General features: G+C 71.8%; 21 protein-coding genes. 6 read left to right on the forward strand and 15 right to left on the reverse strand.

Features of this window, described 5'->3' with window-relative positions; translation table 11 throughout:
• Positions 1–3: 3 nt before the first annotated feature.
• From EDD30_RS14280 to eno, 11 genes are all read right to left on the reverse strand, one after another.
• Positions 4–603: a hypothetical protein gene (locus EDD30_RS14280; protein WP_071804343.1), complete on the reverse strand. Its 600-nt coding sequence runs from the start codon at positions 601–603 to the stop codon at positions 4–6.
• A complete protein-coding gene (locus EDD30_RS14285) occupies positions 600–1,304 on the reverse strand; it encodes a DUF4129 domain-containing protein (protein WP_071804344.1) in 705 nt (234 codons plus the stop codon). Before EDD30_RS14285 ends, EDD30_RS14280 begins: the two co-directional genes overlap by 4 nt.
• Before the next feature lie 48 nt (positions 1,305–1,352).
• Complete coding sequence (locus tag EDD30_RS14290) at positions 1,353–2,090, reverse strand: uracil-DNA glycosylase (RefSeq protein ID WP_071804345.1); 738 nt, start codon at positions 2,088–2,090, stop codon at positions 1,353–1,355.
• Between the two features lie 48 nt (positions 2,091–2,138).
• Positions 2,139–2,465: an LppU/SCO3897 family protein gene (locus tag EDD30_RS14295; RefSeq protein ID WP_071804346.1), complete on the reverse strand. Its 327-nt coding sequence runs from the start codon at positions 2,463–2,465 to the stop codon at positions 2,139–2,141.
• Positions 2,466–2,519: 54 nt separating this feature from the next.
• Complete coding sequence (locus EDD30_RS14300; protein ID WP_071804347.1) at positions 2,520–3,488, reverse strand: HAAS signaling domain-containing protein; 969 nt, start codon at positions 3,486–3,488, stop codon at positions 2,520–2,522.
• Positions 3,485–3,814, reverse strand: coding sequence for a PadR family transcriptional regulator (locus EDD30_RS14305; protein ID WP_071804365.1), 330 nt, complete (start codon positions 3,812–3,814; stop codon positions 3,485–3,487). Before EDD30_RS14305 ends, EDD30_RS14300 begins: the two co-directional genes overlap by 4 nt.
• 112 nt (positions 3,815–3,926) lie before the next feature.
• Positions 3,927–4,832, reverse strand: coding sequence for a Ppx/GppA phosphatase family protein (locus EDD30_RS14310; protein ID WP_071804348.1), 906 nt, complete (start codon positions 4,830–4,832; stop codon positions 3,927–3,929).
• A gap of 9 nt (positions 4,833–4,841) precedes the next feature.
• A complete protein-coding gene (locus tag EDD30_RS14315; protein ID WP_084556251.1) occupies positions 4,842–5,339 on the reverse strand; it encodes an amino-acid N-acetyltransferase in 498 nt (165 codons plus the stop codon).
• Between the two features lie 10 nt (positions 5,340–5,349).
• Complete coding sequence (locus EDD30_RS14320; RefSeq protein ID WP_071804349.1) at positions 5,350–5,850, reverse strand: DUF501 domain-containing protein; 501 nt, start codon at positions 5,848–5,850, stop codon at positions 5,350–5,352.
• Positions 5,851–6,474: an FtsB family cell division protein gene (locus tag EDD30_RS14325; protein WP_071804350.1), complete on the reverse strand. Its 624-nt coding sequence runs from the start codon at positions 6,472–6,474 to the stop codon at positions 5,851–5,853.
• Between the two features lie 108 nt (positions 6,475–6,582).
• Positions 6,583–7,866 carry a phosphopyruvate hydratase gene (gene eno, locus EDD30_RS14330; protein WP_071804351.1) on the reverse strand — a complete coding sequence of 428 codons (1,284 nt, stop codon included), beginning with the start codon at positions 7,864–7,866 and terminating at the stop codon, positions 6,583–6,585.
• A 168-nt stretch (positions 7,867–8,034) separates the two neighbouring features.
• Between eno and EDD30_RS14335 the strand changes: the two genes are divergently transcribed.
• Entirely contained in the window at positions 8,035–8,652 is a 618-nt protein-coding gene (locus EDD30_RS14335) for a hypothetical protein (protein ID WP_071804352.1), read from the forward strand.
• A gap of 56 nt (positions 8,653–8,708) precedes the next feature.
• Positions 8,709–9,404: a hypothetical protein gene (locus tag EDD30_RS14340; RefSeq protein WP_071804353.1), complete on the forward strand. Its 696-nt coding sequence runs from the start codon at positions 8,709–8,711 to the stop codon at positions 9,402–9,404.
• A gap of 193 nt (positions 9,405–9,597) precedes the next feature.
• Here EDD30_RS14340 and EDD30_RS14345 read toward each other — a convergent pair whose 3' ends face one another.
• From EDD30_RS14345 to mfd, 4 genes are read right to left on the reverse strand one after another with little or no spacing between them, the layout of a single operon-like run.
• Positions 9,598–11,214: a DUF885 domain-containing protein gene (locus tag EDD30_RS14345; RefSeq protein ID WP_071804354.1), complete on the reverse strand. Its 1,617-nt coding sequence runs from the start codon at positions 11,212–11,214 to the stop codon at positions 9,598–9,600.
• Positions 11,215–11,224: 10 nt separating this feature from the next.
• Positions 11,225–12,190, reverse strand: a complete 966-nt coding sequence (locus tag EDD30_RS14350; RefSeq protein ID WP_071804355.1) for a nucleoside triphosphate pyrophosphohydrolase — start codon at positions 12,188–12,190, stop codon at positions 11,225–11,227.
• A complete protein-coding gene (locus EDD30_RS14355; RefSeq protein ID WP_071804356.1) occupies positions 12,190–12,981 on the reverse strand; it encodes a hypothetical protein in 792 nt (263 codons plus the stop codon). Before EDD30_RS14355 ends, EDD30_RS14350 begins: the two co-directional genes overlap by 1 nt.
• A gap of 7 nt (positions 12,982–12,988) precedes the next feature.
• Positions 12,989–16,627, reverse strand: coding sequence for a transcription-repair coupling factor (gene mfd, locus EDD30_RS14360; RefSeq protein WP_123678284.1), 3,639 nt, complete (start codon positions 16,625–16,627; stop codon positions 12,989–12,991).
• A gap of 188 nt (positions 16,628–16,815) precedes the next feature.
• Here mfd and EDD30_RS14365 point away from each other — a divergent pair, with 188 nt between their 5' ends.
• The 4 genes from EDD30_RS14365 to EDD30_RS14380 all read left to right on the forward strand — a co-directional run bounded on the left by EDD30_RS14365 (position 16,816) and on the right by EDD30_RS14380 (position 23,810).
• Positions 16,816–18,603, forward strand: a complete 1,788-nt coding sequence (locus tag EDD30_RS14365; protein ID WP_071805838.1) for a hydrogenase maturation protein — start codon at positions 16,816–16,818, stop codon at positions 18,601–18,603.
• A 292-nt stretch (positions 18,604–18,895) separates the two neighbouring features.
• Positions 18,896–20,773 carry a glycosyltransferase family 2 protein gene (locus EDD30_RS14370; RefSeq protein ID WP_123678285.1) on the forward strand — a complete coding sequence of 626 codons (1,878 nt, stop codon included), beginning with the start codon at positions 18,896–18,898 and terminating at the stop codon, positions 20,771–20,773.
• On the forward strand, positions 20,770–22,719 hold the full coding sequence (glxA, locus tag EDD30_RS14375) for a radical copper oxidase GlxA (protein WP_071805839.1): 1,950 nt from the start codon (positions 20,770–20,772) through the stop codon (positions 22,717–22,719). The genes EDD30_RS14370 and glxA overlap by 4 nt, the downstream gene beginning before the upstream one ends.
• On the forward strand, positions 22,719–23,810 hold the full coding sequence (locus tag EDD30_RS14380; RefSeq protein ID WP_084556423.1) for a glycoside hydrolase family 6 protein: 1,092 nt from the start codon (positions 22,719–22,721) through the stop codon (positions 23,808–23,810). Before glxA ends, EDD30_RS14380 begins: the two co-directional genes overlap by 1 nt.
• Positions 23,811–23,946 lie beyond the last annotated feature (136 nt).

Raw genomic sequence — 23,946 nt, forward strand, 5'->3', positions numbered from 1 at the left:
TTCTCAGATCTTCTCCAGCGCGTCGACCCATGCCGACAGCTCCCGGGACTTCGGCGGCCGACGCCCCGGCTCCTCCAGCATCCGCCACAGCGGCTCGCCCAGCAGTTCGCGCGCGCGGCGGGGATCCGACGAACGGGTGACGCCGTGCCGCAGCCGCAGCCGCTCGTCGGCGAGTTCCGCCAGCGCGGGCTGCACGATACGCGAGAACCGGTCGGCGTCGTGCTGCGCGGAGTCCAATTGCCACTCCCACCGGCGTACGGCCGTCCGCAGTGTGTCGTTGCCGGCGAACTGGCCGGCGCCGACGTCGCTCGTGCGGCGACGACCCCGGGGTGCCGGCGGCGGGGCGACTTCGGACACCCCGAGCATGATCAGGCGCAATGCCGTGAATGCGGCCACGACGAGCGGGATCGGGAGCTTGATGCCCTGGGACCGCAGCACGGCGACGGTGACCGTGGTGGCCACGGCGACCAGCAGCACATTGCCGGTGACCCGGGCGGCTCGCGAGCGGGGCTTCGCGCCGGCCCGCGCCGGCTCGGCGGCGGTGGCGGGTTCGGCGGAGGCGCCGAAGAGATCCTCGAGGCCGCCGTCGGGGTCGCGGCTCACGACGGCACCCCCGCGCCGAGGTCGGCGCGCAGCCGCTCCAGCGCCGACACGGCCTGGCGTCGCATCTGGTCGTCGACGGTGTGCGTGGCGTACCGAGCCTGGCGGTAGACGTGCGCGAACGGGGTCAGCACGGCCGCCTCGACCCGCTGCTCGGCGAGCAGCCGGGCGACCAGGTCCGTGGGGCTGTCACCGGCGTGGCGCGGCGTACCCGCCGCCGCCGCGGCCTGTTCCAGGCGCACCCAGCAGGCGATCACGGCGCGGCGGGGGTCACGGTCGGTGTCGGAAAGCTCCTGCAGGCCGGCGTCGAGGGCGGCGACCAGGTCCTCCGCCGTACGTGTCTCGGAGCGGGCCGGGGCCCGGCGGCCGCCGCGGCGCGAGCGCCGGCGGCCCTGGTCGCGCAGCACGGCCCACACCACCAGGGCGAGCACCACCACCGCGGCCAGGCCGAGCACGACCCACGCCGCGGTGTCCATCCAGTCCGGCAGCTCGCGGGCGGCCTCCACCGGCTCCCGGCTCGCCGACACGGTCGGCTCGGGGGCCGGCGGCAGCAGCGGCGCGGCGGTCTCCTCGACCTCGAGCCCGGCGTTCGGGTTGAAGCGCTCGAGCTGCGGTGCGGACCGGGTCGCGGCGAGCGAGGCGAGGAAGAGCAGCGCGAGGACGGCGGCCAGCGGCCACCAGCGACGCAGCGCGGCGAGATCCAATGCTCAGGCTCTGATCCGTGATCGGCGGGACGGGGGGCAGGACACGAATCATGCCAGGCCCGCGAGCCGTTTCGCACTGACGAAGACGTCGTCCAGCATCACGGGTGTCAGCCGGCCGGTGAAGGTGTTCTGCTGCGACACGTGATAGCAGCCGAGCAGGTCGGGCACGCCCGGGAGGACGACGTGGGCGCCGTGGCCGAACGCCGGCCGGGGGACGGGGGGCTTCCGGCCGTACACCTCACGCAGGACCGGCCACCATGCCGCCCACGCGAACGCGCCGAGCGCGACCACGACCCGCAGAGTGGGCCGGATCAGGGACACCTCCCGGTGCAGCCACGGCGCGCAGGTGTCGCGCTCGGCGGGCAGCGGCTTGTTGTCCGGCGGCGCGCAGCGGACCGCGGAGAAGATCCGCAGGTGCCGCAGGGCGAGGCCGTCGTCGGCGGAGACGCTCGTCGGCTGGTTGGCGAGGCCGGCCCGGTGCAGCGCGGCGAAGAGGACGTCGCCGGAGCGGTCGCCGGTGAAGATCCGCCCGGTGCGGTTGCCGCCGTGCGCGGCGGGGGCGAGGCCCAGGATCGCGATCGGCGCGTCGCCGGCCCCGAACCCCGGGACGGGGCGTCCCCAGTAGGTCTGCTCGCGGAAGGAGGCACGCTTGGCGACGGCGACCTGTTCACGCCAGGTGACCAGCCGGGGGCAGGCGAAGCAATCCGCGACGCCGGCGTCCAGCACGGTAAGGTCCGGCGCCTCGGCCGCGTGGGTGGCGACGTCTTCGGGGGTACGGCTGGGCACCCGTCCAGCAGAGCATCCGGGCGTACGGACCGGGGAGCCGGGGTGGATTCAGCCCGCCCGCCGCAGGCAGAGCAGGTAACCGTCGCCCGCGGTGCTGGTGTAGAGGAAGTACTCCTCGTCGGCCTCGAAGAACCGCTCGCAGGACCGGCTCGCGGAGTCGCTCTCGCCGTCGACGCGACCGACCACGGTGAAGGCGGCGGCGGCCTCGGCGCAGCCGACGAGCTTCGCGCCGGGGTGTGCCGCCGAGGCGGAGAGGCAGTCGCCGACGGCGGCGTCCTCGGCGGCGTCGCCGGGCGCCAGCAGCGACCCGACGATCACGAGCGTCGCCAGGGCCACCACGGCCGCCGCGACGCGCCGCACGACCAGATTTCCCACGTCAGGTCCTCCCTCCCCGGGGGCCTAACGAGCCGGCGGCGCTCCGGCTTCTCCCTAGCGGCTCGCCGCGGGCGACGGCGTCGCGGGCGACGGCGTCGCGGCGCTCTTCGACGGGGTGGCCTTGGGGGCGGCGCTCGGCATGCGGAACGGGGCGCCGCTCGCACAGTACGGATACACGCCGCCCTCCTTCTCCTCGCCGGTCTCGGTGCTCTCGTCGTAGCAGTACGGGTCGCCGAGGTGGATCGGCTGACCGTTCTGGTCGAAGAGGCGGGCGTTCGTCACCAGCCGGCCCTGCTCGTCATAGACGAACACGTCCTGCACACCGCTGTACGGGTTGTCGTAGTTGACGTCCGAGTAGTACGAGTTGCGGGTGCTGCTGTCGACGTCGAGGAAGCCGGCCAGCCCGATCATGATGAGGACGACCGTGGCCCCGTACATGGACAGGCGTGACCATTGCGGCAGGCGCGCCGCCCGCCGGCCGAACCAGATCGAGCCGAGCACCGCGAGGGCGAGCAGGATCAGCGCGACGATCTCGCTGTCGCCGATGCGGGGCAGCAGACCGAGCGGCCGTCCGGTGTTGTCGAGGATGTCGGCGACGACCATCGCCACGAGATAGCCGCGCAGCACCCACCAGGCCGGGCGCAGGAGACGGAGGAAGTCGCTGACCCGCTCGTACCCGACGGCCTTACCGAAGCGCGCGTCGGCCTTGCGCAGCGTCGGGAGGACGTGGTCACGCAGCGCGGGCGTGACCTGGTCACGCAGGCCGGCGATGACGCGCGGGCGGCTGCTCGGCGGATCGGGGAAGCCGCCCACGAAGGGCGCCGCGCCGCGCAGGTCCGCGGCGTACGCCTCGGGGCTGCCCAGCCGGTCGGTGAGCGAACCCTCACCGTCGGCCATGACCTCCGTCAGGTGCTCGGTCAGGTCCTCGAGCAGCTCGTCGCGCTGCGCCTCGGGCAGATCGCCGAGGGCCGCGCGGACCGCGTACACATATGCGGTGATCTCGTCCTGGGCCGTGGGTTTCACGCCGTCCCCCGCTCGCAAAGCAGATCGTTCATCGTTGAAGCGAACTCGTTCCAGATCTTGCCCGACCGCTCCAACTCGGCCTGGCCGGCGCTGTTCAGCGCGTAGTACTTCCGGTGCGGACCCTCGATGCTGGGCACGACGTAGGTATTGAGCAACCCGGCGTTGAACAGCCGGCGCAGCGTGCCGTAGACGCTGGCGTCCCCGACCTCGGCCAGCCCGGCGGTCCGCAGGCGGCGCAGGATGTCGTATCCGTAACCGTCGTCCTCGCGCAGGGCGGCGAGCACCGCGAGATCCAGCACACCCTTGAGGAGCTGGGTCGTATCCACGCGCAGCACAGTACTTCGCGATGCGAAGTAGTGTCAAAAGATCGAAGGCGAGTAAGGCGTCAGCACCGTCCAGTTGAGGTTGCCGCGCCTGAAGTGAGCCGGGCGTCCGGCCTCACACCAGCGAGAAGGCGATCCCGTCGAGGATGTCGTGCTCGCTGGCGATCACCGACGCCTTGTTCGCCCGCTCCATGATGATGCGCAGGATCAGGGCACCCGCGCCGATCACGTCCGCGCGGCCCGGATGCATCACCGGCAGGTCGAGCCGGTCCGCGACCGTCGACCCGAGGATGTCGGCGGTCACCTTCGTCACGTCGTCGCGGTGGATCCGGGCGTGGTGGATCTGCCGGGGGTCGTACTCGGGGAGTCTCAGGGCCAGCGCCGCGACGGTGGTGACCGAGCCGGCCAGGCCGATCAGGGTCGCCGTGCCGTGACCCGAGACCGCGCGCAGGGCGTTGTCGACCGTCTTGGTGATGTCGCGCTCGGCGGCCTGGATCTCCGCCGGGGTCGGCGGGTCGCCGTGCAGATGCCGCTCGGTCATCCGGACGCAGCCGATGTCCACGGACACGGCGTGCTTCACCTCGCGGAAGCCGACCACGAACTCGGTGGAACCGCCGCCGATGTCGACGACCAGGTATGGCGGCTCCGCGTCCAGGCCGTGCAGAGCGCCGGTGAAGGACAGCCGGGCCTCCTCGTCGCCGGTGATCACCTCGGGCTCCACGCCGAGCACCGAACGGACCATCGTGCGGAACTCCTCCGCGTTGGAGGCGTCCCGGGAGGCCGAGGTGGCGCACATGCGCACGCGGTCGACGCCCAGTTCGGCGATCTCCGCCGCGTAGCCCACCAGGGCCTTACGGGTGCGCTCGATCGCCTCCGGCGCCAGCCGTCCGGTGCTGTCGACACCCTCGCCGAGCCGGACGATCTCCATCCGGCGGGCGACGTCCGTCAGCTTTCCCCCCGCCACGTCGGCGATGAGCAGACGGATCGAGTTGGTGCCACAGTCGATGGCGGCGACTCTCACTCAGGGCTCCTATAGATGCAGCAACATCCGCTTGTTGCCGAGCGTATTCGGCTTCACCCGTTCGAGGTCGAGGAACTCGGCAACGCCCTCGTCGTACGAGCGCAGCAACTGCTCGTAGACGGCGTGCGGCACCGGGGCGCCGTCGATCTCTTCGAAGCCGAAGGAGCCGAAGAAGCGGGTCTCGAAGGTCAGGCAGAACACCCGGGCCACGCCCAGCTCCCGCGCGGCGCCGAGCAGCTCCGCGACCAGGCGATGGCCGATCTTCATGCCGCGGTGGGCGGGGTCGACGGCGACCGTACGGATCTCCGCCAGGTCCTCCCACATGACGTGCAGGGCGCCACACCCGATGACCCGGTCCTGCTCCGCATCCACGGCCACCCAGAACTCCTGGACGCTCTCGTACAGCGTGACGGTGGCCTTGCTGAGCAGCCTGCGGTCCTCGGTGTACGTGTCCACGAGCGCCCGGATGGCCTTCACGTCGGCGGTACGGGCCCGGCGGATCTCGATCCCCACCGGCTCACCCGGTCCCGCGAGCGACACACGGGCCACCGGACCACCACGCGCCGACGGCCTCACGGACCTCGTCGCCGAACGGGTTGACGCCGGGGCCGGCCGCCAGCGCGTGACCGAGGTGGACGTGCAGGCACTTGACCCGGTCCGGCATGCCACCGGCCGAGACCTTCTCGATCTCGGGCACGTGCCGCGCCGCCTCGCGCCGGGCCAGATAGTCCTCGTGCGCGGCGCGGTAGCGCTCCGCCAGCTCCGGGTCCACGGCGAGCCGGACCTGCATCTCGCGCATCACGCCGGCGGACTCGAGGCGGCTGCACGCCGCCGTCGCACGCGGGCAGGTCAGATAGAACATCGTCGGGAACGGTGTGCCGTCGTCCAGCCGGGGCTCGGTCTCCACGACGTCGGGGTTGCCGCAGGGGCAACGGTGCGCGACGGCGCGGGTGCCGCGGGGGCGGCGGCCGAGCTGCTCGGCGACGATCTCGAGATCGGTCTCGGAAGGAGTCGTCATCTACTTTCGGGATTCTGCATTGGCGGCGGCGACGCTTCCCCACAGTGTGTCGTACCACCGGTCGGGGCCGGGCGCCGCGGTGCCGGCCGCGTCGCGAGCGGCGCCGGCCGGGTCGTTGAGCACCAGCAGCGGCACCTCACCGGGCTTGACGTAGAACAGCCGGTCCCGGGCCTGGATGCGGACGTACTCCTTGTCCTTCCACTTGTCGACCTCCTCCTCCAGCCCCTTGATCTTCGCCTGCTGCGCGGCCTGGTCGGCCTGCATCTGGGCGATCTGGGACTCCTGGGCGAGGTAGACGCGGACCGGGTAGGTGTAGGCGAGGGCCAGCGCGACCAGGACGATGATCAGGACGGTGGCGCGCCCGGTGAAGGCCTTGGGACGGGTCGCGACCGTACGCTTCGTGGCCCCGGAGGCCGCGGCGCGGCGTGCCGCCGCCGGCCTGCTGCCGGAGCGGTTGACGCTGCCGGTGGTGCGGGCGGTGGGGATGCGACGCGGCTCGATGCGCGTCGCCCCGGTGTCACGGACACGGCCCGGTCGGGCGCCATTGCGGACCCCCGGACGCCCCGCCTGGCCGGTGGGACGACGGGTCGGACCCTGCCCACTCGGTGTGCGGCGCTGCGTCATCCCTGCCCTCCCCCCGGCACTCGCCAAGACCATGGAGTTGCGGCACCTGCCCGCCAGGCTATGCCTCCGGCAGGCGGCGCCACAACTCCATGATCCGTCGACGGAGCGTTACGCGGTGCGGTAACGCGGGAACGCGCCCGCCCCGGCGTACCGCGCGGCCTCGCCCAGCTCCTCCTCGATGCGCAGGAGCTGGTTGTACTTCGCCACCCGGTCCGAGCGGGCCGGCGCCCCGGTCTTGATCTGGCCACTGCCGACGGCCACGGCCAGGTCGGCGATGGTGGTGTCCTCGGTCTCGCCGGAACGGTGGCTCATCATCGTCTTGAAGCCGGCCCGGTGCGCCATGTCCACGGCGTCCAGGGTCTCGGTCAGCGAGCCGATCTGATTGACCTTGACGAGGACCGCGTTGGCGGCACCCTCGGCGATGCCCCGGCCGATGCGGGTGGGGTTGGTCACGAACAGGTCGTCGCCGACGATCTGGAGCTTGCCGCCGAGCTGGGAGGTCATCGCGGTCCAGCCGGCCCAGTCGTCCTCGGACAGCGGGTCCTCGATGGAGACGATCGGGTACGTCTCGGCGAGCTTGGCGTAGTAGTTGATCATCTCCTCGGTCGACTTCGGCGTGCCCTCGAAGACGTACGCGCCGTCGGAGTGGAACTCCGTCGCGGCGACGTCCATGGCGAGCACGATGTCGGTGCCCAGGGAGAACCCGGCGGCCTGCACGGCCTCGGCGATCAGGTCCAGCGCGGAGGCGTTCGACGGCAGGCTCGGGGCGAAGCCGCCCTCGTCGCCCAGGCCGGTCGACAGGCTCTTCTTCTTCAGGACCGTCTTCAGCGCGTGGTAGACCTCCGCACCGCAGCGCAGCGCCTCGCGGAACGACGGCGCGCCGATCGGAGCGATCATGAACTCCTGCACGTCGACGTTCGAGTCCGCGTGTGCCCCGCCGTTGAGGATGTTCATCATCGGCACCGGCAGCACGTGCGCGTTGGGGCCGCCGACGTAGCGGAACAGTGACAACTCGGCGCTGGCCGCGGCGGCCCGGGCCACGGCGAGGGAAACGCCGAGGATCGCGTTCGCGCCCAGCTCGGACTTGTCGGAGGTGCCGTCGAGGTCGAGCATCTTCTCGTCGATGAGGCGCTGCTCGCTGGCCTCGTATCCGATGAGCTCGTCGGCGATCTTGTCCTCGACGTTGCCGACCGCCTTCTCGACGCCCTTGCCGAGGTAGCGGCCCTTGTCGCCGTCGCGCAGCTCGATCGCCTCGAACGCGCCGGTGGAGGCGCCGGACGGGACGGCCGCACGGCCGGTGTTGCCGTCGTCCAGACCGACCTCGACCTCGACGGTCGGGTTGCCCCGCGAGTCGAGGATCTCCCGGGCGACGATCGCTTCAATGGTGGCCATCTGCCGTGGCTCCCTCATGTTCGTTCGGATGGATTCCTCAGACCGCGCCCCTGCGGCCGACCACGACCTGAGGGTATCGAGCCGGGCCGACGGCCGTGGCGGCGGCTGGTGAACTTCGGCGGCCACATACCTCAGGCCACGGACCGGACTGCCGATCACCCCGTTGCCATGACTACTTCCGCGCACCTCCCCGAGGCCGGCTCGTACGTCGAGATGACCGACGCCGACGAGCAGGCCGCCCGCGTCCGTGTGGTCCACGCGGAGAGCTCGGTGCTGACCCTGTCCTCGCCGCTGGCCGCCGTGCCGCCGGTGGGCACCACCGTGACCCTGCGCTGGTCGGCGGCCCCTCGCGGCCGGTTCGCCCTGCCGTGCGCGGTCGTGGAAGCCGACGAGAACCGGCTGGAGGTGCGCACGGCCGGCGAGGCCCTGGTCGAGCAGCAGCGCGAGTTCGTCCGCGGCGGGGGCGGCGAGCGGATCATCATGCGCCGGCCGGGCTGGAAGGACGCCCACGGCTGGATCCGCGACGTCAGCGAGCACAGCGCCCGGGCCCACTTCGAGGGCGCGAACGTGGTCGAGGGCGAGGAGCTCCAGCTCTGGATGCAGCTCGGCGGCGAGATCATCGACATCCCCGCGGTGGCGGCGCGCGTGGCGATGCTCCCCCAGCAGGTGCCGCCGGGACCGATGTCGGTGGAGATCGTCGCCATCTTCGACATCGACGAGTCGCTGGCCCGGATCATCCGGCGCTATGTGATGCGCCAGCAACTGCTGAGCCGTACGCGCTCCTGAGCGCGGACTACCGGCGCCGGTTTGCGCGGCTTGCAGGCATCGGCCAAGGTGGGCGGGTGCTTTCCACCACCCTGCGCCGGACGGCCGCCGCACTCGTCGCGCTCGTCCTCGTCACAGGCTGCTCGGATCTGAACGAGGCGTCGGCGTCGCCGGGCCTGAGCCACACCGACGTCGTGGCGGACCTTGCGGCCCAGCTCTCCGGGGCGGCGAACCGCACCTACGAGGCGACGTACCAGCTCGCCGGCGGCGAGACCGCGACAATCGCCCAGGGACAGCAACCCGCCCGCGCGGCGTACGTGTACCCCGGCGGCAAGGTGCTGCTCACGACGGACGCGACCACCGAGTGCCGCACCGGCACCAAGCCGGCCACCTGCACGATGACGGCACCGGCGACGCCGACAAGCCCCCCGCCGCCCGCGGTCTTCCGGGGCGCCGACACCAGCGGAATGGTGACGCCCGTCACGGTCATCGGGCTGCTCAACAGGGCGGCCCTGGACGCCGACGCCGAGGTCACCCAGCACGACACGACGATCGCCGGACGGCACGCCACGTGCGTCGAGCTGACCGGCGTCGACGGCGCGGCCGCCCGGGACTTTCGCACGTGCGTCACCAACGAGGGCGTGTTGGGAAGCTTCAGCGGGGTGCTCCACCAGGCGCGGGTCGAGGTCGCCATGACGCACTACGCCGACCGCCTGTCCGAGAACCTCTTCGATCTTCCCAAGGCGGCCAAGCTGATCGACCAGCGCCGCTGACCCGCCCACCGCACCCCTACGGCCTGCGCGACAACCCACTCGATGTCGGCAATCCGCCGCCTGATCACCAACGCACGGCGTGGGATGGGCGCGGCACGGCGTGGCATGACGCGGGATGGCTCGGTATGGCGCGACCCGGAACGACCCGGCCCGACCCCCGCTCCGCCCCCGGCCCGGGAGGCCCGCGGGTGGGTCAGACGCCGAGGAGGAACCGGAGATGACGCGGCGGCGGTGAGCCGTGGGCGAGCATCGCGTCGTGCCAGGCTTTCGGGGTGGCGCCGAAGGGGCGGGCCGCCGCGATCGCCGCGACCTCGGTGTAGCCCACGAAGTAGGTGGAGAGCTGGGTGGAGGTGAGGAGCGCTCGTTTCCACTTGCCCGCGGCCTCGCCCTCCTCCTGGAAGCCGCGCGTCATCATCAGCTCCATGGCGTCGGCCTCGGAGAGGTCCTCGCAGTGTGTGAGCTGGTCGATCACCGCGTTCAGGCTGATCCGGAGCTGCATCTTGAGCTGCTGGAGGCGCACCGGCAGGCCGCCGAAGCCCAGCCCGGCCATCAGCTCCTCGGCGTACGTCGCCCAGCCCTCCACGAACGGGCCGGAGAGGCCCAGGGACCGGACCCGGGTGGCGGCCCGGAAGCGCCGGGAGTGTGCGAGCTGCAGGAAGTGCCCCGGCATGGCCTCGTGCACGGTCAGGTTGCGCAGCATGTGGTCGTTGTATTCGCGGTAGAACGACTCGACCCGCTCCCGCGGCCAGTCGGCCGGGGCCGGGGCGATGCAGTAGAACGTCGGGACGTCCGCCGTCTCCAGCGGGCCCGGCGGGTCGCAGTGGGCCACCGCGACGCCGCGGGCGAACTCCGGCATCTCCTGGATCACGCAGGGGTCGTCGATGATCGTCATCAGGTCGTGCTCGCGGACGAACTCGGTGGCCTCGGCCATCGTGACCTTGGCCAGGTCGACGATCGTGGCGTCGTCGGGGTGCTGCGCCGCGCAGGTGTCCAGGGCCTGGCGCACGGTGGCGTCGGTGGCCGGGCCGCCGACCAGTTCGGCGGCCGCCTCGCGGAGCCGGGCGGCGGCGTCGTCGAGGTTCTGCCGGGCGCGGGCGAGGATCTCGGCGGCGGGCAGTTCGGTGTCGAGGGTGTGCCACAGCCGGGCCTCCCACAGCGGCCGGCCCAGGCGCGGGTCGCGGCCGGGCTCGCCGCTCTCCAGCCGTGCCCGGAGCCAGCCATCGAACTCCACGAACGCGTCGAGCGCGGCGGCCGCCGCCGGCTCTACTGCCGGTCGCAGGCCGGGCGCCTCGGCCAGCAGCTCCGGCACCTCGTCGCGGATCAGCGCCGCCGTGCCCGCGAACTGGCCGACCGCGACCTCGGCGTGCAGCCGGGGCACGTCGCGCAGCACCGCCCGGGCGGTGGCCAGCGCGTCCGGAATGGCGGCCAGCCGACCACCGAGGCCGGCGAGCCGCTCCTCCACCGGGGCGAACGGGCGGGCGATCAGGGCGTGCAGCAGCGGGCCGGGGTTGTGGACCAGCGGGTTCCACTCGTGGCCGCGCACGTCGGTCAGCTCGAAGATGCCGCGCTCCACGACGGCGGAGAGGATGGCGTGGTCGACCTGATCCTGCGGGGCGATGGCCTCCGGGTCGACGCCGGCGAGGGCGTCGGCCGCGTCCCGCAGCATGGTGACCCGCGCGGCGACCGCGCCGCTCGAACGGTCGGGCAGCCGGTCGTCGTAGCGGTGGTCGCCCGCGGACGTGGCGAGGGCGGGGTCGCTCTCGAGGATGGCGTCGACGATGCGCTCGGCGAGCGGGACGAACTCCGGCATGAAGCGAAATCTACTCGCCGGGTGCGACATCCTCCCGAATCCGTACGGCGTCGGCGTACCGCAGCGCCGCCTGGCGCAGCAGAGCCTCGGGGTCGAGGCCGTCCGCGCGCGCCTGCGCCACGGTGCGCAGCAGCGCGGAGCCGAGCCCGGGATCGGCGGGCAACGGCACGTCCAGCCCGGCGCGATCCGCCCGCTGGAGGATCTTGGCGGCGAGCGACAGCGCGGGCTGGCTCAGGGCGATGCCCTCCAGGACGGAGTCCCGCGCCTTCTCCTCCTTCTTGATCCGCTCCCAGTTGGCGATGATCGCTTCGACATCCTCGACGTCCTCTCCCGCGAAGACGTGGGGGTTGCGGCGGACCATCTTGTCGACGAGGCCGCCGGCCACGTCGTCGACCGTCCAGCGTTCGTCCTCGGGGAGCTCCTCGGCCAGCCTGGCGTGCAGCACCACCTGGAGCAGCACGTCGCCCAGCTCCTCGCGCAGCGCGGCGAGGTCCTGAGAGACGATCGCGTCGTACGCCTCGTAACTCTCCTCGAGCAGGTACGGCGCGAGGGTCTCGTGGGTCTGCTGCCGCTTCCACGGGTCGCCGCCGGGCGAGTAGAGCCGGTCCATGACGGCGACGGCGTCGAGCAGCCGTGCCCCCGGCGGATCCCAGGATCCGTAGCAGAGCTCGAGCTCGGCCAGGGACGGCTCGCGGGCCAGCCGCAGCCCGAGCCGGCGGGCGAAGTCCTCGTCGCCGGTCGCCCCGGCGAGCCAGACCACCGTGCCGTGTGCCGCCAGGAGCCCGATCAGCCGCTCGGGGTCGGGCTCGACGACCGTGACGGTGACGCCGGCGGCGCGCAAGGCGGCGGCCTGGTCGCCGTCCGCCGCGGTGAGCACGGGCCAGGCGCGGACGAGGTCCCACGCGGCCGCCGTCAGGATCCCGGCCGGCAGCCGCGGCGAGGTGACCAGCAGGACGATCCGACCGCCCTCGGGCATCAGGCCACGGTGGTCACGGCGGAGACGTCCGTGACGTACGCGTCCTCGGCATCGTCGCCGCTGAGGGAGAGCACCACCAGCGGGACGTCCTTGCCGTCGGCGCCCTGCGCCGACAGGAGCGTGACCTGCTGGGCGCCGTACCGAGGATTGATCTTGACCTTCTGGTCGGCGACGACCCGCTCGAGCTCCGTGCGCATCGCCACGTACGACTCCAGGAGCGACTTGTTCTCCGGCGAGAGCGTGCTCTGGAACTCCTCGAACTTGCTGTTCGGGTCGGCGGCGCCGCCCTTGACCAGCCGGCCGAAGACGTCGCGCAGGTCGGCCTCGGTGAGCTGCGCCGGCTTGACGGCGCTCTGCAGCGCGGTTCGCAGCCGGTAGGTCTCCGCGTAGAGCTGGGTGAACTCCCATTCGGGCGAGTAGTTGCGGGCCTGGGCGACCTGCTCGACGGTCGGGGATCCGGCCGGCGACACGCCGTGCGCCTGCGCCGACTTGCGCAGGATGTCCACGCTGAGCAGCGTGTTCAGCACATCCTGCTGCTTGATCGGCATGACCGGCGGCGGCAACTCCTCGGTGGCGCCGGAGGCCTCGCCCTGACGCTGGGCCTGCGCGCGCGCCTCGGTGAGCTGATCGCGCACCTGGTCGTAGATCACCTGGATCCGGTCCTCGGTGATCTTCCCGCCCGCGGTGTACGCGGCCACGTCCGGCGACTGCTGGCAGGCGGTCAGGCCGGCGACGGCGAGGACGGCGACGACGGCGGTGGATGCGAGTCGGCGGGCACGCTGCATGGTCATGACTCTCTCACGCTCCGGATGTGACGCCCGACACCGGGGCCGGGATGTCACCCAATACGTCCTTGAGCAACTGCGTGCACCACTGCAGCAGTGCCTGGTCGCGCAGCGGCTCGCCGCCGATCCGGCGGGTGCTCGGCCGCGGCACGCTGACCTGGTCGTTGGCCTGCTTGTACACCGAGTCGGGGTGGTAGCGCTTGAGCCGCATCTGCTTGGAGTCGGGCAGGGGCAGCGGCGAGAAGCGCAGGTGCTTGCCCTGGACCGAGACGTCGGTGAGCCCGTACGCCCGCGCGATCAGCCGGAACCGGGCGACCGCGATGAGGTTGGCGACCTGCTCCGTCGGGTCGCCGTAGCGGTCGGTCATCTCGGCGACCACCTCGTCGAGGCGGGCGTTGTCGCGGGCCTCGGCGAGCTTGCGGTACATCTCGAGGCGCAGCCGCTCCACCGCGATGTACTCGGTCGGCAGGTGCGCGTCGATCGGCAGGTCGACCTTGACCTCCGGCTCCTCCTCGGGCCGCTCGCCCTTGAACGCCTGCACGGCCTCGCCGACCATGCGGACGTACAGGTCGAAGCCGACGCCCTCGATGTGACCGGACTGCTCGCCGCCGAGCAGGTTGCCGGCGCCGCGGATCTCGAGGTCCTTCATGGCGACGTACATGCCGGCGCCGAGCTCGGTGTGCTGGGCGATGGTGGCGAGCCGCTCGTGGGCCTGCTCGGTCAGCGGCTTCTCCCGCGGGTAGAGGAAGTACGCGTACGCGCGCTCGCGTCCACGGCCGACCCGGCCGCGGATCTGGTGGAGCTGGGCCAGGCCGAGCAGGTCGGCGCGCTCGACGATGAGGGTGTTGGCGTTCGGGATGTCGATGCCGGACTCGACGATGGTCGTGCAGACCAGGACGTCGAACTCCTTCTCCCAGAAGCCGACCATCACCTTCTCGAGCTGCTCCTCGCTCATCTGCCCGTGCGCGACCGCGACCCGCGCCTCGGGCACCAGTTCGCGCAGCTTGCGGGCCGCCCGGTCGATCGACTCGACCCGGTTGTGCAGGTAGAAGACCTGTCCGTCGCGGAGCAGCTCGCGGTGGACGGCGGCGGCGACCTGCTTGTCGTCGTGCGCGCCCACGAACGTCAGCACCGGGTGGCGCTCCTCCGGCGGGGTGGCGATGGTCGACATCTCCCGGATGCCGGTGATCGCCATCTCCAGGGTGCGCGGGATCGGCGTGGCGGACATGGTGAGCACGTCCACCGCCGCGCGCAGGGCCTTGAGCTGCTCCTTGTGCTCGACGCCGAAGCGCTGTTCCTCGTCCACGATGATCAGGCCGAGGTTCTTGAACCGGGTCGAGTTGGCCAGCAGGCGGTGCGTGCCGATGACGATGTCGGCGGTGCCCGCCGCGGCGTCCTCGAGCACCAGCGACGCCTCCTTGGGCGTCTGGAAGCGGGAGAGCTGCCTGATGCTCACCGGGAACTGGCTCATCCGTTCGGCGAACGTGTTGTAGTGCTGCTGAGCCAGCAGCGTGGTGGGCACGAGGATCGCCACCTGCTTGCCGTCCTGCACCGCCTTGAAGGCCGCCCGTACGGCGATCTCGGTCTTGCCGTAACCGACGTCGCCGCAGATCAGGCGGTCCATCGGTACGGCCAACTCCATGTCGTGCTTGACCTCGCTGATCGCGGCGAGCTGGTCCGGGGTCTCCGTGTACGGGAACGCGTCCTCGAGCTCCCGCTGCCACGGCGTGTCCGGCCCGAAGGCGTGTCCCTTGGAAGCCTGCCGCGCCGCGTACAACTGGATGAGCTGGGCGGCGATCTCGCGGACCGCCTTGCGGGCGCGCGCCTTGCTCTTCTGCCAGTCGGCGCCGCCCATCTTGTGCAGCGAGGGCGACTCCCCGCCCACGTAGCGGGAGAGCTGGTCGAGCTGGTCGGTGGGGACGAAGAGCCGGTCGCCGGGCTGGCCGCGCTTGCTGGGTGCGTACTCGATGACGAGGTACTCGCGGTCGGCGCCGTTCACGGTGCGCTGCACGAGCTCGACGTAGCGGCCGATGCCGTGCTGCTCGTGCACGACGAAGTCGCCGGTCTTGAGCTCGAGCGGGTCGATCGTGTTGCGCCGTCGACTCGGCATCTTGCGCATGTCCTTGGTGGACGCGCCGCGGCCGCCGCTGATGTCGTTGCCGGTGATGACGGCGAGCCGGGAGCCGTCGTCGACGAAGCCGTGGTTGAGCCCGCCGCAGGTGACCAGGAGCTGGCCCGGCTCCACGGACTCGGAGATGGACTCGACCGGGGTGACGCCGAGTCCCGCGTCGCGCAGGAGCTCGGTGGCGCGCTGCGCGGTGCCGTGGCCCTCGAACACCAGCGCGATCGCCCAGCCGGCGCCCGCCCACTGCTGCAGGTCGGCGGCGAGGCGGGCGGTGTCACCGTGGTAGAGCGGCACCGGCTGCGCCTTCAGCGCGACGGCGTCCCCGGTGTCGGGGCTGACCTCCACCTCCGGGGTCTCCAGCCAGGGCATGTCGGTGGCGGGTCGCTCGTCGGCCTCGGCCAGCCCGAACGGCGAGACCGTCCACCAGGGCTGGTGCAGCGTCGCGGCGTGCGCGCGGACGTCCGCGAGGGTGCGGAAGGCGGCGGCGCCGACGTCGATCGGCGCCTGCCCACCCACGGCGGCAGCGGCCCAGCTCGCCTCGAGGAACTCGTCGGAGGTGCGGGTCAGGTCGTGGGCCCGGGTACGGATCCGCTCCGGGTCGCAGAGCAGGACGTGGGTGCCCGCCGGCATGCAGTCGATCAGCAGCTCCATGCTGTCGGTGCCCTGCAGCAGCGCCGGGGCCAGCGACTCCATGCCCTCGACCGGGATGCCCTCGGCCAGCTTGTCGAGGATCTCTCCCAGCTCGGGGTGCTGCTGGGCCAGCTCGGCGGCGCGGGCCCGCACCGCCGGGGTGAGCAGCAGCTCGCGACACGGCGGCGCCCACAGCCGCTCGGCCGCTTCGATGGTGCGCTGGTCGGCGACGGCGAAGGTACGGATCTCCTCCACCTCGTCGCCCCAGAACTCGACGCGCGACGGGTGCTCGTCGGTGGGCGGGAAGACGTCCAGGATGCCGCCGCGTACGGCGAACTCGCCCCGCTTGGTCACCAGGTCGACGCGGGCGTACGCCATGTCGGACAGCCGGCGCGCGACGTCCTCGAGCGCGGCCTCTCCCCCGGGTCGCAGCTCGACCGGCTCGAGGTCGCCGAGGCCCTTGAGCTGCGGCTGCAGCAGGGAGCGTACGGGCGCGACGACCACCTGCAACGGCTCCGCACCGGCCTCGGCGGGATGCGCGAGCCGGCGCAGGACGGCGAGCCGGCGCCCGACGGTGTCCGAGCGCGGCGAGAGACGCTCGTGCGGCAGCGTCTCCCATGAGGGATAGACGGCGACGCCGTCCGGCGAGATCAGGCAGCCGAGTGCGGCGGCGAGGTCGTCGGCCTCGCGGCTGGTCGCGGTCACGGCGAGGACGGGCCGCGCGGCGCCGCCGATCGCGGCCGGCCCGGCGACCGCGGCGACGACGAACGGCCGCAGCGCGGCCGGCGCGGTCAGGTCGAGCGCGTCCGAGTCGACTCCGCCCTTGCGGGCCAGGTCGCGGGCCCGCGCCAGCCCGCGGTCACGCAGGGCGGCCGGGAGGAGGCCACTGAGTTGCATCAAAAAGACTCTCTCGAAGGCACATCGAAAAACCCCGACGCCAGTTGGACGGGGGGTATGCGCCAAGCTTAGTCCGCCGACCGGCACCCCCGGAGCGACGGACCACTATCGGACAACATGTCCGACATAGCGCCAAACGGGTGCCCGAGACTGCCCGTTTGTTGTGGGGAATTGTCTGGGGAGGCAATGTGCGGGTTCTTCTGCTCGTGACCGCGTTCAACGGCCTGAGTCAGCGGGTGTGGTGCGCGCTGCGGGAGGCCGGCCACGACGTCGGAGTGCTGCTCTCGACCAGCCCCCAGGACATGATCGACGGAGTACGCGCCGCGCAGCCCGAGCTGATCCTGTGCCCGTACCTGAAAGACCGCGTCCCGGCCGAGGTCTGGCAGCACTGGCGGACGGTGATCCTGCACCCCGGTCCGGTCGGTGACCGGGGTCCGTCCTCGCTCGACTGGGCCATCACCGAGGGTGCGTCCGCGTGGGGGGTCACCGCGCTGCAGGCCGTCGAGGAGATGGACGCCGGCCCGATCTGGGCCACCCGGACCTTCCCCATGCCGGCGGCTCCTCGCAAGTCCTCCCTCTACAACGGCCCGGTCGCCGACGCCTCCCTGGAATGCGCCTTCGAGGTCATCGCCAAGGCCGCCGACCCGGCGTTCCGGCCCACCGCCGCCACCGAGATGACGGTCGAGGTGCAGGGCGCCCGGCCGCGGCCCGCGATGACCCAGGCGGACCGGGCCTTCGACTGGTCGGCGCCGACCGAGCACATCATCCGGCGGATCCGGGCGGCGGACGGCGCTCCCGGCGTGCGTACGGAACTCGCGGGGCTGGACGTCTTCGCCTACGACGCGCACACGGGTCTGGCCCGCGGCGTGCGCCCGGGCACGCTCGTCGCCCGCCGGCAGGGGGCGGTGCTCGTCGGCACTGGCGACGGCAGTGTCTGGCTAGGACACCTGCGCGACGCGTCCCGCCCCGGATGCTTCAAGCTTCCCGCCACCACACTGCTCGGCCGGCGGCTGCGCACCGTGCCGCAGTCGCCCCTGCCGGCCGGCATCGAGCCGGAGGCGCCCTCGTACCGACAGATCCGGTACCGGCGCACCGGGTCGATCGGCTGGCTGGCCTTCGACTTCTACAACGGCGCGATGTCCGCCGGGCACTGCCGCCGGTTGCTCGCGGCGTTCCAGCATGCCGCCCAGCAGGACACCCGGGTCCTGGTGCTGCGCGGAGGAACCGACGCCTTCAGCCACGGAATCCACCTCAACGTCGTGGAGGCCGCCGCCGACCCCGCCGCCTCGGCGTGGGCGAACATCAAGGCGATCAACGCGGTGTGCACCGCCCTGATCCGCTGCACCCGGCAGGTCGTGGTGGCGGCGTACGCGGGCAGCGCCGGAGCCGGCGGCGCCATCCTGGGCCTGGGCGCCGACGTCGTGGCCGCCCGCGACGGCGTGGTGCTGAACCCGTACTACGACATGGGTCTGTACGGCTCCGAGCTGCACACCTACACGCTGCCGCGGCGCGTCGGCGCGGAGACGGCCCAGCGGCTCATCGACGCGAAGCTGCCGGTCAGCACGCAGGAAGCCGCGTCGCTGGGGCTCGTCGACGAGGTGGGCCCGCGCCACCCCGAGGCGTACGCCGAGTGGCTGACCGCGCTCGCCCTGCGGCACGCCGACCCGCGGACGGCCGGCCGGCGCCGTGCGGCCAAGGCCAAGCGGCTCGCCGGCGAGCGGGTGCCGCTGGACGTGTACGAGTCCCGCGAGCTCGCGGAGATGAGCAGCGACATATTCGGCGACCGGTCGGGATTCGCGGCCGCCCGGCGCGCGTTCGTCGGCAAGGCGAGGGTGGCGACGCCCGAGCGGCTCCTGCTCACCGCCCCGGCACCGCAGAACGCGGCCCGCCCGCGGCAGCTCGGCCGGACCCGCAACTCCACGCCGGCAGCCGAACAACCGCCGCGCCTGCGCTCCGCCACACCCATGTCGGCCTGAGGACTATTGCCGCGATCCGGACATCGACGGATGGCGCATGTCGATCGGAGTGATTGCGCTCCGTAGACATCATGCCCCAACGCTCGTGAGTGTGATCACGATACCCATCCGGCATGGCGCGCTATCCGTGTGAACGTGCAACCGTCTGTCACCAGTGTGGGTGGCGTCGGCGCTGCTCAAATCCATGATGGACCTCCGTAAGGCTACTGAGCGTAATGAAGGCGAACAGCATCCCGGGTGCGCGCGCCGCATCACACACTGTCATTTCCCGACTCGGTGCGAGGGGACGTAAATGAGCGAGCCGCGACCTCCGGCGGACCCGGCTCTCGCGCGAGCCCTCAACGCACCGACCGTCGCCCTGCCGGGCCGCTACGAGTACGCCGGATACAGCGTGCTGGCCGGCCCCGCGGAGAGCGTTGACGACGAGCCTCAGCAGGTGCGGATGCGGCCGCTCGCCCGGCGCCGCCCGTTCACCACGCTGCTCATCACCCTGTTCGCGTTCGCGTTCGAGGGCACGTTCTTCGCCTGGCTGATCACCTCGATCGACCTCCCCGACCGCGGGCTGCACATGTGGCTCTACGCGGCCACCCTCTTCATGATCGCGGCGACCGCGCTCATCGAGCTGTTCCGCCTCGTCAACGTCGTCACCCTGTGCCTGGCCACACTCTGGGCCCGCGACCCCGTGCCGATGGTCCCGGACGCCCGCCTGCGCGTCGCTTTCCTCACCACGATCGTGCCCGGCAAGGAACCGATCGCCATGGTGGAGCGCACCTTGCGCGCCGCCCGCGCCATCCGGCACTCGGGCCCCTTCGACGTCTGGCTGCTCGACGAGGGCGACGACGACGACGTCCGGCGGATGTGCGCCCGGATCGGCGTGAAGCACTTCTCGCGCAAGGGAAAGCCGGAGTACAACACCCCGGCGGGCGCCTTCAAGGCGAAGACCAAGCACGGCAACTACAACGCCTGGGTCGACGCGCAGGGCGACGGGTACGACGTCTTCGTCTCGGTCGACCCGGACCACGTGCCACTGCCCAACTTCTGTGAGCGACTGCTCGGCTACTTCCGCGACCCGGACGTCGCCTTCGTGGTCGGCCCACAGATCTACGGCAACTACGACAATGTGGTCACCCGCTGGGCGGAGTCGCAGCAGTATCTCTTCCACTCGCTGCTCCAGCGCGCCGGCAACCGGCTCGGCATCTCGATGCTGGTCGGCACCAACAACGCCGTGCGCATCGCGGCCCTGCGCAGCATCGGCGGCCTCCAGGACTCGATCACCGAGGACATGGCCACGAGCCTGGTGATGCACAGCAACAAGAACCCGGAGTCCGGCCGGCGGTGGCGCTCGGTCTACACGCCGGACGTGCTCGCGGTCGGCGAGGGTCCCTCCTCGTGGACCGACTACTTCAGCCAGCAGGACCGCTGGTCGCGCGGCACGGACGAGGTCGCCGTGACCTCCTTCGCGAAGCTCGCCTGGAAGCTCGGCTTCCGCCGGGGTCTGCACTACATGCTGCTGATGTCGTACTACCCGCTCACCGCGCTCGCCTGGATCCTCGGCGCCGTCAACGCCGCCTGCTACATGGTGCTCGGCGCCAAGGGCGTCCTGGTGCCGCAGGAGGTGTGGCTGATGCTCTACGTCGACGCGGCCATCTTCCAGATCGGCCTCTACATCTGGAACCGGCGCCACAACGTCAGCCCGCACGAGGAGGCCGGCTCGTCCGGGCTGGCGGGCATGCTGGTGTCCACATTGTCCACGCCGATCTACGTCTCGTCGTTCGTCGGCGCGATCCTGCGCCGGCGCACCGGATTCGTGGTGACGCCCAAGGGCGACTCGGCCAGCCCCGACCGGCTGCTGACCTTCCGGCAGAGCCTGCGCTGGGCCGCGTTCTACGTCGCACTGCTCGTCGCCGCGCCGATCGGCGGCCACGTCAACGGCGCGATGTGGGTGTGGCCGAGCCTCAACCTGGTCATCTGCCTCACCCCGCCGGCCATCTGGGCCGCTCAGGAATGGCAGCGCCGCCGGGCCGCGCTCCGGTCGGCACCGCCGCCCGCACCCGCACCCGTATCGGCATCAGTACCCGTACCCGTACCCGTATCCGCATCCGCATCCGCATCCGTACCCGTACCCGTATCGAACAGTGAGATCGAAGCACCCGTGGAGTCGTACGCATGAAGCCCCGCCCCCGCCCCACGACGGCCCGCCGCCTGCTGAGCGCCGGCATCGCCCTGGTGGTCCTGAGCGTGCTCGTGTTCGTGAACCGGCCGATGGTCGCCTTCGGCGCCGACGCCTACCACGACTTCACCATCAACCGGCAGTCCTACAAGGAGAAGTACGGCCACTGGTCGCGCCTGAACGTGCCGCAGAACTTCCGGGTCAACGCGATCCACGCCGCGCTGCTGAACACCGGCAAGGTGCTCATCATCGCGGGCAGCGGCAACAACCGGGACAACTTCGAGGCCGGTACCTTCCGCACGGTGCTGTACGACCCCGCGAAGGACTCCTTCTCCGAGGTGCCCACGCCCACCGACGTGTTCTGCGCCGGGCACACCTTCCTGCCCAACGGCAACCTGCTGGTGGCCGGCGGCACGAAGTCGTACGAGGTGCTGGAGAAGGACATCACCCACGCCGCCGGGGTCATGAAGATCAAGAATGAGTCGCCGACCGGCGGGGCGCGTACCTTCCCGAAGGGCACGCTTCTGCTCGCGAAGAACGGCACCGCCTACCGCACCCGGGACGACCTGAGCGTGCCGGCCGCGACGGCGATGAAGCACGGCGACAAGGTCATGACCCACGCCGGAGAGGCCGAGGTGTGGGTGGACGCCGTGCAGCCGGGCGACGGCGCTGTCGTGGACCACCCGGCGCAGTACACGGTCGCCGGACTCACCGGCGAGGACCAGCGGAACGTGTACGGCCTCTCCGACAAGATCACCCGGGAGAAGCAGGAGTACGGCGGCGACAAGACGTCGTACGAGTTCGACCCGCGCACCGAACGCTACGTGCGCACCGGCGACATGGTGAAGAGTCGCTGGTATCCGACGCTGGCGGAGATGCCCAACGGCGACGTGCTCGCGGTCTCCGGCCTGGACCAGTTCGGCCGGATCCTGCCCGGCGACAACGAGCGCTACGTCAAGGACCAGCGGCGCTGGGTGGACGCGCCGGAGCTCAAGCGGGTCTTCCCGACGTACCCGTCGCTGCACCTCATGGCGGACGGCAAGCTGTTCTTCTCCGGCTCCAACGCGGGCTACGGCTCGGACACCGAGGGGCGGACCCCCGGCCTGTGGAACCTGAAGAACAACACCTTCCGGGTGGTGCCGGGGCTCAAGGACGCGCGCATGACGGAGACCAGCTCGTCGGTGCTGCTGCCGCCCGCCCAGGACCAGCGGGTGATGATCTTCGGCGGCGGCGAGGTCGGCGAGTCGGCGGTGTCGACGGCACGGACCGCCATCGCGGACCTCGACACGGCGAACCCGGCCTACGCCCCCGGTCCGGACCTGCCGAAGCCGGCACGCTACCTGAGCACGGTGGTACTGCCCGACGACACCGTCTTCACCACGGGCGGCTCGTCCGGCTACCGCGGCGGCCGGTACGGCGACCAGACCCGCAGCGACCTCTTCAACGCGCAGATCTACCGTCCCGCCACCGGACGGTTCGAGACGGCGGCGGACTCCACCGTCGGCCGCAACTACCATTCCGAGGCGCTCCTGCTGAGCGACGGACGGGTCATCACGATGGGCTCCGACCCGCTCTACGACCCGAGCGGGCGCAACCCCGGCACGTTCGAGCAGCGGATCGAGATCTACTCCCCGCCATACCTGTTCAAGGGCGAGCGACCCACGATCGGCCGGAACCCGGACACGGTGCAGCGCGGCACCACCTTCGGCGTGGCGACCCCGGACGCCGCCCGCATCCGCGCCGCCCGGCTCATGCGTCCCAGCGCGGTCACCCACGTCACCGACGTGGACCAGCGCTCGGTCGCGCTGGACATCACGTCGGCGGCGGGAGGCCTGGCCCTTTCCGTACCGAAGGCGAAGGGCTTGGTACCCTCCGGCTGGTACATGCTGTTCCTCATCGATGACCGGGGGTTGCCGTCCGTGGGCCGCTGGATGCTGGTGCGCTGATGTCGCGACATGCCAGGCCGCGCGGCCTGTCGGCGCGCGGCTTGTTGTCGCGCGGCGTGTGGCCGCTGGCCGCGGCCGGGCTGTCGCTGGTCCTCGTCATCACCGCCATCGTGGTGCTGTCGCTGCGGGGCGAGGACTCGCCAGTCGTCACCGGCCCCGCCGCCGTGAGCGTGCCGGGGCCGGCGGCGAGCGGTGCTGACGGCGGCCTCGCCGGTCAGCAGCTCTACGCCGACCCGAAGGGCGCGGCCGCGGAACAGGTCCGGGCCTGGGAGAGCGCGGGACGCACGGCCGACGCCGCCCGCATCCGGAAGATCGCCGACCAGCCGGTCGCGACCTGGTTCGCCGACGAGAGCGCCGGCTACGCCGACCGGGTCCGGCAACTGGTGACCGCGGCGACCACCGCCGGCCGGCTCCCGGTCCTCACGCTCTACCACATCCCGAACCGGGACTGCTCCGGCCAGTCCGCGGGCGGGGCCGCCGACGCGACGGCCTACCGGACCTGGGTACGCGCCATCGCGGCAGCCCTGCGCGGGCACCGGGCGGTGATCGTGCTGGAGCCGGACGCGATCGCCCAGGCGGTCGAGGGCTGCCTCGACGACCGGGCGGCCAAGGAACGCTACGCCCTGCTCGCCGAGGCGATCGGCGCGCTCCGGGAGAACCCGGGCGTGCTCGTCTACCTGGACGCGGGCAACCCCACCTGGATCACCGACCCGTCCCGCATGCTCGCCGCGCTGCGCAGCTCCGGGATCGCCCGGGCCTCGGGCTTCGCCCTGAACGTCGCGAACTTCGAGACGACGGCGGACAACGTCGCGTACGGCACCCGCCTCTCCGGCCTCCTCGGCGGCGCGCACTTCGTCGTGGACACGAGCCGCAACGGCAACGGCCCGGCCCGCAAGGGCGCCGGCAACAAGCACTGGTGCAACCCACCGGGCCGAGCCCTCGGCGACCCGCCGACCACTCGCACCGGGGTGCCGCTCGCCGACGCCTACCTGTGGGTGAAGCGACCCGGCGAATCCGACGGCGCCTGCGGCAACGGCGCACCCCCGGCCGGCCAATGGTGGCCCGAGTACGCCCTCGGCCTCATCCGATAAGCACCAAGGCGGCGTCCGGGTAACCAAGATCACCATCTCGGACGCCCTCCTCTGAGCCCTATTGACCCGTTTTACGGCGACCCGGCAATCGACGACGAACTCTAGGCTTCGGCGGTTCGTTAGTTGATCACGGGGA

This window comes from Couchioplanes caeruleus, from assembly GCF_003751945.1.
Classification (GTDB): domain Bacteria; phylum Actinomycetota; class Actinomycetes; order Mycobacteriales; family Micromonosporaceae; genus Actinoplanes; species Actinoplanes caeruleus.

Excerpts from the sequence above, each read along its gene's own strand:
- glxA (WP_071805839.1), top strand. The coding sequence starts at position 20,770 with ATGAAGCCCCGCCCCCGCCCCACGACGGCCCGCCGCCTGCTGAGCGCC.
- EDD30_RS14345 (WP_071804354.1), bottom strand. The coding sequence starts at position 11,214 with ATGCCGGAGTTCGTCCCGCTCGCCGAGCGCATCGTCGACGCCATCCTC.
- EDD30_RS14370 (WP_123678285.1), top strand. The coding sequence starts at position 18,896 with ATGAGCGAGCCGCGACCTCCGGCGGACCCGGCTCTCGCGCGAGCCCTC.
- eno (WP_071804351.1), bottom strand. The coding sequence starts at position 7,866 with ATGGCCACCATTGAAGCGATCGTCGCCCGGGAGATCCTCGACTCGCGG.
- EDD30_RS14355 (WP_071804356.1), bottom strand. The coding sequence starts at position 12,981 with ATGACCATGCAGCGTGCCCGCCGACTCGCATCCACCGCCGTCGTCGCC.
- EDD30_RS14335 (WP_071804352.1), top strand. The coding sequence starts at position 8,035 with ATGACTACTTCCGCGCACCTCCCCGAGGCCGGCTCGTACGTCGAGATG.
- mfd (WP_123678284.1), bottom strand. The coding sequence starts at position 16,627 with ATGCAACTCAGTGGCCTCCTCCCGGCCGCCCTGCGTGACCGCGGGCTG.
- EDD30_RS14320 (WP_071804349.1), bottom strand. The coding sequence starts at position 5,850 with ATGACGACTCCTTCCGAGACCGATCTCGAGATCGTCGCCGAGCAGCTC.
- EDD30_RS14325 (WP_071804350.1), bottom strand. The coding sequence starts at position 6,474 with ATGACGCAGCGCCGCACACCGAGTGGGCAGGGTCCGACCCGTCGTCCC.
- EDD30_RS14350 (WP_071804355.1), bottom strand. The coding sequence starts at position 12,190 with ATGCCCGAGGGCGGTCGGATCGTCCTGCTGGTCACCTCGCCGCGGCTG.
- EDD30_RS14380 (WP_084556423.1), top strand. The coding sequence starts at position 22,719 with ATGTCGCGACATGCCAGGCCGCGCGGCCTGTCGGCGCGCGGCTTGTTG.